A 9,386-nucleotide genomic window follows, 5' to 3' on the forward strand; every position below is an offset into this window, starting at 1 on the left:
TCGAACATTAAATATGTTATTCAAGTTGAGTCCAATGCTAAAGTTATTCTGACGATAGTACAGAGCTGCATCGGTGAGAAAGTAGCTTGGGATCGTAAATGTATTCAAATTATCTGGCTTATTATCTCCAACGTAGTTAAAGCCAATTCCACCTCCAAAACCTTTGAGAGAGCCAGTACCAAAGGTGTAAGTTGTCCACAAACTAGCGACATGAGCTGGTACTCCTTCTACTCGATTCCCGACTGGAATATCATTGTCTTTGCTAATGCGTGCGTCTGTATAACCGTAGAAGCCAATCACATTCCAACCGGGAAGAATCTCTCCTGTGACACTCAGTTCTACTCCCCGACTTCTTTGTTCTCCTGTTTGCACACTATAATCGAGATTGGTAGGATCGGAAGTCAAAATGTTAGTTAGTGTCAGTTGATATAAAGCAAGTGTTGCTGAGAGTTTGTTATCGAATAAATCAGTCTTAACGCCCACTTCATATTGAGTACCCAGCTGTGGTTTAAAAAGGGTGTTAGCTTGATCTGCACCCGTTACTTGTTCAAAAGAGCGGCTGTAGCTAGCGTAGAGTGAGATAGGCGCTATGGGTTGATAAACTATGCCTACCCTGGGACTAAAGGCAGAATCAGACTGGACACTCGTCGTTGAAGCAATCCGATCAGTAGACTCATTCTCTACCAAGTCATAACGTCCACCCACAAGTAGTTTGAGGTTATTGGCAAGTGTCACTTGGTCTTGAAGATAAAAGCCCAAAGCATCATCTCTATAGTAGATATCAATTCTTCCAAGAGTGGCACCTAGTGGTTGACCATACACTGGGTTAAAGACATTAAGAGGGGCCGCAGCTGTTCTAACTATACCACTCCTTCGGGTTTGTCTGAATAAGTCAAACCCCAGCAATATTTTGTGTTTAATACTACCAGTGTTAAAATCACCAATAACATGAGTATCTAAAGTATAAGCTTCATACTCTGTTGGCTTTGAATAAGTAAACTGTGTTCTTTCGACAGTGCGGTTGTCTGCTTCCAGTAAACTAGAAACAACTGTATCACGTGATTCAAGGGTTAAAAATGCAGCTTGAAATGAATTACTAATAGACCAGTTATCGTTAAAGCGATGTTCTAGATTGTAATTATATCTACTAAGCTGGCGGTTAAAGAAATCAGTCGGTTCCCCTAAAGAACGGTTAATAGGGATTTTGCCATTTGGGTTAGGAAGTATAGTTGCACTAGCAATCTGCTCAGAAGAAGCACCTGGCGACTGTTGTATGTCTTCATATTCTGAATCAAAAGTTAGATTTGTATTTTTTCCTATTCGCCAATTAATAACAGGTGAAACATAAAAACGCTTTTCGTTGGAAAAATCAGTAAAGTCTTCTGCGGTTCTGTAAGAAGTGTTTAAACGATACGACAGACTGCCATCTTTTGTTAGAGGACTAGAAAGGTCAAGTGAGGGTTGAAAAAGTTCATAACCACCACGCCTTACCTCTAAGGCATAGTAAGGCTGACTCAAAGGCTTTTTGGTAACTATATTAATGATCCCACCTGGATTGACTTGACCATAAATTACAGAGTTTGGCCCTCTAACAACTTCTACTCTATCTATATTTGTCAGCGAACTTGAAAAAGCACCAACATCTGCAAAGCGGTCTCTCACACCGTTTCTATAAACGTTTCTGGCTGTAAAACCTCGAATCGAAAAAGTGTCTTCAATTCGAGATGAAAAATTATTTTGGACAACGCCAGCATTCCTGAGTATCCCAATTAAGTTACGCGGTTGTTGGTCTTCGATAACCTGCTGAGGAATCACCTGAATCGAAGCAGGAATATCACGCAATGGTGTATCTGTTTTCGTTGCAGTAGTAGCATCTGGAACGCGATAGTCTGTATTTGGTGGAGCAATCACATTTAATTCAATAGGCTTTTCTGGCTCTGTTGTAGATGGTTTTTGTTCCGGCGTTGTTGTTGGCTGTTGAGCAGTAGAAGTACTAGGGGTCACTCCAAAAACTAAACCTTCTTTTGTACTATCAAACAACTCCACAGCAGGCGCGAAAGCTTCCCCAGTCACCGTTACTCGCAATGTGTTCGCATCTACATTTGCAACTGTAATCAATGCAATTCCGGCTACTGGCTTTGATTGTCTAAAATCCCCACTTCTTAGTTGCAACTTGGCATTAGGGATATCTGCAATATAGGAATTACCCTCAGTCTTTGGTAAAACTTGTAACTTAAGAGAATTAGCTGTGACTAAAATTAACTCTATTCCTTTATCAGTAGAGTTAACCTTCACATCCGTAACTAATATCGCATCTGTAGTTGCTTGACTAAGTTCGGGAAATTTATTCTGTCTGGGTACTCTCCATAAATATGAAGCATTAGTTTTAGGAAGCTGTAGCTGATTCAATCTTTGAATTTCTTTGAAAACTTCACCTGAGCGTACTAAAGTTTTTTTGACTAACGGTTGTTCAGAATATGCTGGATTGGCTAAAGTTAGACAAACAACAGATATTAACCAGCAAACAGCAGGATATTGTAGTTTGATAAACATTTTTACACACACAACTTAATGAATACTAAATATTGAAGTTGAGCAATACAATATAAAAATATTACCAACTATAGATGTTATTTACCAACAATATTGGTGATAGTACCTTGACAAAATAATCCCTGCGTACCTTTGCGCCTCTCTGCGTTTAAATCTATTTATGAGGTTGCCGTTCCAAAGAAACACACCAAGGTTTACCCGTAACTGGGTCTGGCACAATTCGACACGCTAATCCAAACACCTGTTGTACCATCTCCTCAGTTATGACATCTGCTGGATTCCCACTAGCTATAACAACACCATCGCGTAAAGCTACTAAGTGATGAGCATAAGGGAGCAATGCGATTTTGTTAGACGACCCAAAAAAAGTGCGATCGCCGAACACTAATACTGAGGACAAAAGCAATTTTTACTACAACAATGTCATGAAACCGCACCACAAATTATCTTCTTGAAATATTCCAAGAAGATGGTGCTTAAATAATTTGATTCTTATCGCTCTTGTTGCTGTCTACGTCAGTAATGGAAAAATAAGTATTTATTATAATAAATCAACCAAATCAACTCTGCAAGTATAAAATTTATCAAGTAGTTTGGGGTTTGATAAATAAATTAAAGATAGAATTATAAAAATTATCCCAACTTTTAGCTATCCATTGACAACGAAGCTATAACATAATTTCTGCATTATTTTGGAACCAAAATTTACTGTTTCCCTTGATTCTTAAATTGACAACTTGGCGGATTAAACTCTCAATTGCACCACTCCCAATTGGTAGTTTTTTATCTATTGCTTTATCGTAATTTAAACGCCCTTGACGATCTGACTTTTCCCGTTAAGTCTCAAAAGGCTTGCTCAGAAAGGATTGTGGAGAAAGGGCAACATATACGGTACAGTTAGTGAAATTCGGTGATAAAGGTGACAAGGAATGTTGGACTGGTGGGAGAAAAATTTTGCGACTTGTGAGTTGGGACGAGATCGAAGACAGCGCAACTACGAACATAACGCTACTAATTTGTGCAATTCTGTACTAAGTGCATCCACTACTTATGACCCCAAGCTTTGACGATACCATCTTCAAATATTTTTACAGCCTAGAAGACCGGAGAATTGAGCGCACAAAACGGCACTTATTGGTGGATATTGTTGCGATAGCAATTTTAGCGGTCATCAGTGGAGCGGATAGCTGAGTAGCGATTGAAACTTATGGTCAAGCAAAACTTGAATGGCTGCAACAGTTTTTAGCACTACCTAACGGTATTCCCTCTCATGACACGACAGCAAGACTTTTTGCCAGATTAGACTCCCAAGCATTAGCGCAATGCTTTCATCGGTGGGTAGAGTCAATTACTGAAGCTATCGGTGCTCAAGTAATACCTATGGATGGGAAAACAGTACGTCAATCCAACGAGACCGCGATCGCGGACAAAAAGCAATTCATGTAATTAGCGCTTGGGCTAGCGTTCATAGGCTGGTTTTGGGTCAACTCAAAGTAGATTCCAAATATAACGAGATTACAGCAATTCCCAAGTTACTAGAGTTGCTAGATATTGCTGGATGTATCATTACAATTGATGCGATGGGATGCCAAAAAGAAATTGTCACCGAGATCATTAATCAAAAGGCAGATTACGTTTTAGCCCTCAAAGGGAATCAAGGTAAACTCTCGGATGAAATGAGTCGTTGGTTTGATCAAGCCAGAAGTAATGATTTTGAAGGCATTGAACACAGTTACCATCAAACTACAGAAAGCGCTCATGGTCGCATCGAAATCCGGCAATATTAGAGTGTTCCTGTTGAGGGGCTAAATGAACTACCAAACCAACAACAATGGTCAGGACTTCGGAGTGTGGGCATGGTGGTGTGTGAGCGTCGGCTATGGAACAAGACTACAATTGAAGTTCACTTTTACATTCAGTAGACCGAAAACTTTTGAACCTTGAGGAAATAATCAGGGTTTGGGCCGTCGTTTTGGGGACTGGCAATCATGACCAGTTGCCATCGCTCTCAAGTCCACCCAGAACAAAAGTTCTTAAAAGGTAGATTACAAGCTGATTTAGACGTATTGTATTCCCAAGCCAAAATGAAGGACTGGTAAGGCTTCTGGAAAACTTTTCGGTCTACTGAATTTATCCTAAATTTTGCTCATGTCAACGATTTTTTCTCACAAGTGAGAAATCTGGGGTAGCCAAGCATTCAACTCAGAATACTTTACGTTCTTCTAAATGAGCAAGAATATCTGAGCGATCGCGCCACACAGGACGCAACTTTTTATTGGCGGACATCTGTAACTGGTCGCTAATGTGGGGTGATCCGGGTTGACTTGCATTACCATAGCTGGTGAGTGCCATTGCCTGTACAGGGTTAGAAAATTCAATTGCAGCAACATAGGAATCACCTCCAACGGTTTGGAATGTATGCTCTGCTGCTGGAGAAAAATCGAGTACACGAAAAATTCCCAGCTTGCCATCCCCACCATTGGCAGCTAAATCTACATCACCCAACCGTAGCCGAAAAACCCTGCCCCACGGTACATTAAGCGCCCCATAAGTCTTTTCTACTTGTGCTGCGACTGCTTGCAGAGTTGCAACTGCACTTTCAGGATTAGCTAAACCATTGGGTGTAGTGCGTGGAGAATTTTCATTCCAGGGTTTACTAAACGCCTTATCTAAGTGCATCTGTTGTACCCAAAAGGCAAATAATACGGCCCCCTGACTATCTGCATTGGCTTGTCGATCCCAGGCTTCTAGGACATTAGCTGCTTGCTGCCCTAAGTCCTGACCGTACTTGCGTGCAGCCGGAATTAAATCATCCAAAATCCGATCAGCCAGTTCCATGCGGCTAGAGTACTTGTCTGCAACCATTTCATTAAAAGAGATTTTGTCATCCTCAGCTAACATCCTTACAGAACGTTGAGAGCGGAAACTCATGAAACGAGGTGCCATGTAAGGCGGGTAATTATCTGCTTTAATAGCGGCTGGAAATGTAGTTGTCCAAGGTGGGTCATTTGTATTTTGCAACCAGCCACTCTTAGGGTCAACTATGCGCGGTAAATCTTGGTAAGGATGAATTTTTGTCCACAAGGTTTTAGATGTATTTCCTGGGATTATGCCTTGCCAATATTTAAAATCACCCTTAGAGCGCACCGGAACTTGACCGTTGAATAGGTGCATAATATGCCCTTCTCGATCCGCATACATCACCGTAAACATCGGCAATTGCAAACGCTTGAGTACTGTTTGAAAGTGGGTAAAGTTTTTTGCTCGTGCCATATCCCACCACTGCTGGAGTACACCTGGTCGGTCAAGACCCGCAACTCTCAGCGCCAAAATTTTACCATTTTTCTCGACTACTATAGGCCCGTGGACAGAACTTTTCACTACTAATGGTTGCTCTTGCAAGGAGCCATCTTTCTGTTTCACCTTTAAGGAAAAAGTTTTTGTCTCGAAGGTATGAACCTTGTTATCAAAGCGGTACCCATTACCTGCCAGTGTGAGTTCATAAACATCCCAACCATCATAGGTGTTAACGGTGTGAGTCCAACCTAAGTTGTTGTTAAATGCGATCGCTAATACGGGAATACCTACAAGTGTTGCCCCATAAGCATCAATTCCTGGTGCAGTGATTTGGGCTTCATACCACAAAAATAAATCTGACCAAGGTAGGTGTGGGTTTGCTAGCAACATGGCGTTCCCATTGGCAGAATGAGTTGGTGCGATCGCCCAACCATTAGATCCTGCTTGCAATTTTTGTTTGTTTAGGTCTAATACTTCCTCCGGATTGACCACAAAGGTGAAATTGAGTATCCGATGTAAGTGAGCCATAACATCTTCTGCCTTGACTGGTAGCACCACCTCAACTTGATCATCAATTAAATTAGGATTTTGGGAAGCATAAGCATTGATCCCAGTAGCAAAAGCATCAAGATAACTGCGAAAAGTTGAACTCTGTGCTTTGTACCAAGAACGAGCGCGTTCTGGTACTCCCGTAGTCTGTACCCAACGATCTGAATCTAGGTATTTCTCTCCCCAATATTCGGCTGCGCGTCCCCGTGCTTGACCATAGAGACGCAAAAGCAAATCTCCATGACTTTGCATTTGTGCCCAACCAAAGGCATAAAATGCACTTTGGTCATCTTTTCCGTAGATGTGCGGCACACCATAGGTATCCCATAATATCTCTGTGGATTTTGTTGGTACAGCTATAGTGCGGTTTCCTACAAACAAAATCAGTATTAAACTAAGTATAAAGGGTAAAACGCGTTTTGATTTTCTTTTGTAAACCTTGAGTAAACTATCAATCCTCATTAACACCACCATTGATTACCTATTGCAGGTTTTGAAAAGCTTGAAAAATCTTTTCGCCTTACGGGGTTTACCGATAATGTTTGGCGTTGAGTTCGGCTTTTAGTGATTCATAAGTGTGCATAGATGTAACCTCTTATAGTGGTTTTTTTCAGTACTATGAACATTTCATTAGTCATAGATAATACTATTTATAGCCGTACAAATCCGTGTTGTACGATGCTTTTGGCAATCTCTCTAGTGTACGCAATCTCAGTAGTCAGTTAATTACGGCGTGACTGTGACATTTATTATTGGGCCCTCCCGCTTCTCCTGTCGGAGACGCTACGCGTAGCTTGCTTCCACGAAGTGGTACGGGTTGTCGTAAGCATCGCTATTGGTAGTTTTTGCCCGATAACGATACGCCACATCAAAAACCCAGTAACGAACAAAATTAACGGTGCAAGTCAGACAAAGACGTAAAAAAATCACGATTAAAGTCTCTAAAAAGTACCGTAGTCCAAAGGGACAAAGGAGTTCAGAATGCGATCACCTAATGATAACATTCAAAGAACTATCCACTCGTAAAACATTACCATTGTATTGGTCAAAAATGATAGAATTTATCAATAAATCATAATGTAAGTAAATCAGCCTTAAAAAATTAACTTGTGTGACGAAATGTAAAATCAGCAGACAGCTTTTGAAGAGGAATGGATAACAGGACTTACGCAACTGGCACAAGCAATGGTGCGCGAAGCGCACCGAGCGCCCAAAAACTACACAGAAGACATAGCAATATCTGGACGTTTTAGTTGCTCAATTAAATAATTAGAAGGCAAATTGTGCTTGATCCTATAAATAGTTTGGCCTGTTTGATAAGCTAAACTTTTTAATCTTAGCCAAACGGGAGCAACGCGATTTTCTGAAGTCGGATAAAAAATGAGCGATGCCTGCGGCGGGCTACGCCTACGCTAAACAGAAAGTTCAGTATCCTAGTAAAATAGATACTTTTTAAATAGGTTAAATCCTCAGTAATACTGAGATAAATGTATCAGTATGGTTATTTAGTTCTTTGATGGAGACAAAAAAGTGTAGGATTCCATTTCAGTAAAGGTTTTGAGATTTAATGTCAAAACAGGGAGTTTGGCGTAGATATAGCGAAGCTGTCACCAGGGGCAAGATAGCCTGAAAGTATTGTCGAATCAGAGTTTGAGAAAAAGAGTTCATCATTGGGTTTTAGCGGTTTTGAGGGGCGTTTTATAAGCACAGCCACAAATTGGACAAAATCGGTGTCTCAAAGACAACACTAATTCACCGCAATTCGCGCAGTTAGCTCGAATCGGTGTACTGCACAGATAACAAAACTTGGCTTTGACATGACCCCACATAGGGTCAACCGCCGCACCAGGATTCCAACATTGGGGACAAAACTTAACCCCTCTAACCTGAGATACTTCCTCACCCTTGATCACGGCATCTAAATATTCTTGAGGCACTACCATACATTGCATGATTAATTTTGAATCTAAATTTTTTAGGGACATAACTTCCCAACTATCTAACCAATCTAAAAAGTGGATAGATAATTTTTTGAAAGAGAAAGCTTCAGATCAGGAATTAGATGATAACACAGAAGTAAATCATGATAAACAACTGAATAATCTGGGAGATATGCAATTATTTCAACAGTTAAATAACACGAAAAACTCGATTGAGAAAGGGAAAATAGCTTCAAGATTTTCTCGGTAATCTTCTCCAAATCTGGTAACTCGGTATTGGAGTTCTTCTCTTCAATTAAATCAGACATTTTATTCAACTCCAATTAAACTAAAGTATTTTGCTGAAAGTTGCATCAAGTATCTCAGGGCTAAACAATCGCCATAGTAGAGTGTATATTTGAGCGAGCGCATGGAGTATGAATGGTATATTATCCGGCGTAACAAACGTGAATTCAACTGCTAGATTAAATGCTGAGTTTTCCGAATGTGGCTCTAGGGGCGTTGCGTCAGCCCACACAATTAAACCTCGTCTATTCAGTTCTGCTAAACCAGATCATTAACAGCATCAAGAACAGAATCGGGCGCATACTTGAGCAACAGTTTGATCATAGAATAATCCCTCCATACAATAAATTCGTCGATATTGCGATTACCCCAGGCATCAACCCAATCGTAAAAGTTTTACGGTTAAAACCAAAACCTTGGGCGACCAATCCGCCAAAGTTGAATAACCCCAGAAATATGCAACAGATGCAGATCATGCCGATAATCCAAAGAATATATCTACTGATGGGGCTGGCAACGGATAAGTAACCCATAAACACAGAAAAACCAACCCCACCCCACACACTGCATAACCAACATGAGACAGTTTAATTTTCCTTTCAATGGATTAATTTATCGGGGGAGAAAATAGACAACTCCACACCTGATTAGTCTGTTGACCTTTTTTTAATTAAAAATTAAAAGTTAATCAGAATAATAATTTTTAATTAATTAATTTTGGGTACGAGCAACCACTGAAATCAAAGATTTCAGTGGTCTACA

At 40.4% G+C, this 9,386-nt stretch carries 6 protein-coding genes and 3 pseudogenes; 4 read left to right on the top strand and 5 right to left on the bottom strand.

What is annotated here, in order from left to right:
• The 3 genes and pseudogenes from ACFFAP_RS31300 to ACFFAP_RS31310 all read right to left on the bottom strand — a co-directional run.
• Positions 1-2,553: TonB-dependent siderophore receptor (locus ACFFAP_RS31300; RefSeq protein ID WP_375514862.1), on the bottom strand; the 2,553-nt coding region annotated here is incomplete at its 3' end.
• 154 nt (positions 2,554-2,707) lie between these two features.
• Entirely contained in the window at positions 2,708-2,953 is a 246-nt protein-coding gene (locus ACFFAP_RS31305) for a hypothetical protein (protein WP_375514863.1), read from the bottom strand.
• Between the two features lie 184 nt (positions 2,954-3,137).
• Positions 3,138-3,338: pseudogene (locus tag ACFFAP_RS31310) on the bottom strand (ISLre2 family transposase); the annotation flags it as partial.
• A 265-nt stretch (positions 3,339-3,603) separates the two neighbouring features.
• Here ACFFAP_RS31310 and ACFFAP_RS31315 point away from each other — a divergent pair.
• Together ACFFAP_RS31315 and ACFFAP_RS31320 are read left to right on the top strand one after the other, a co-directional pair.
• A pseudogene (locus ACFFAP_RS31315) lies at positions 3,604-3,999 on the top strand (ISAs1 family transposase).
• Positions 3,957-4,340 (top strand): ISAs1 family transposase, encoded by a 384-nt coding sequence (locus ACFFAP_RS31320; protein ID WP_375514867.1) that lies wholly within the window; start codon positions 3,957-3,959, stop codon positions 4,338-4,340. The pseudogene ACFFAP_RS31315 and the gene ACFFAP_RS31320 overlap by 43 nt, the downstream one beginning before the upstream one ends.
• 415 nt (positions 4,341-4,755) lie before the next feature.
• On the opposite strand, the gene ACFFAP_RS31325 is transcribed toward ACFFAP_RS31320, so the two are convergent.
• Together ACFFAP_RS31325 and ACFFAP_RS31330 are read right to left on the bottom strand one after the other, a co-directional pair.
• Positions 4,756-6,861: an acylase gene (locus ACFFAP_RS31325; protein ID WP_375514864.1), complete on the bottom strand. Its 2,106-nt coding sequence runs from the start codon at positions 6,859-6,861 to the stop codon at positions 4,756-4,758.
• A 1,205-nt stretch (positions 6,862-8,066) separates the two neighbouring features.
• The gene (locus tag ACFFAP_RS31330; protein WP_375514865.1) at positions 8,067-8,384 is read right to left on the bottom strand and encodes a zinc ribbon domain-containing protein; all 318 of its coding nucleotides are present in this window, start codon (positions 8,382-8,384) and stop codon (positions 8,067-8,069) included.
• Between ACFFAP_RS31330 and ACFFAP_RS31335 the strand changes: the two are divergent.
• Together ACFFAP_RS31335 and ACFFAP_RS31340 are read left to right on the top strand one after the other, a co-directional pair.
• Positions 8,356-8,550 (top strand): annotated as a pseudogene (locus tag ACFFAP_RS31335) (hypothetical protein); the annotation flags it as partial. The gene ACFFAP_RS31330 and the pseudogene ACFFAP_RS31335 sit on opposite strands and share 29 nt — an antisense overlap.
• 257 nt (positions 8,551-8,807) lie before the next feature.
• Positions 8,808-9,152, top strand: coding sequence for a hypothetical protein (locus ACFFAP_RS31340; protein ID WP_375514866.1), 345 nt, complete (start codon positions 8,808-8,810; stop codon positions 9,150-9,152).
• Positions 9,153-9,386: the final 234 nt, after the last annotated feature.

Source organism: uncultured Nostoc sp. (genome assembly GCF_964245575.1).
Classification (GTDB): domain Bacteria; phylum Cyanobacteriota; class Cyanobacteriia; order Cyanobacteriales; family Nostocaceae; genus Nostoc.

Coding starts and splice junctions, on each gene's coding strand:
- ACFFAP_RS31330 (WP_375514865.1), bottom strand. CDS start 8,384: ATGTCCCTAAAAAATTTAGATTCAAAATTAATCATGCAATGTATGGTA.
- ACFFAP_RS31325 (WP_375514864.1), bottom strand. CDS start 6,861: ATGAGGATTGATAGTTTACTCAAGGTTTACAAAAGAAAATCAAAACGC.
- ACFFAP_RS31340 (WP_375514866.1), top strand. CDS start 8,808: ATGCTGAGTTTTCCGAATGTGGCTCTAGGGGCGTTGCGTCAGCCCACA.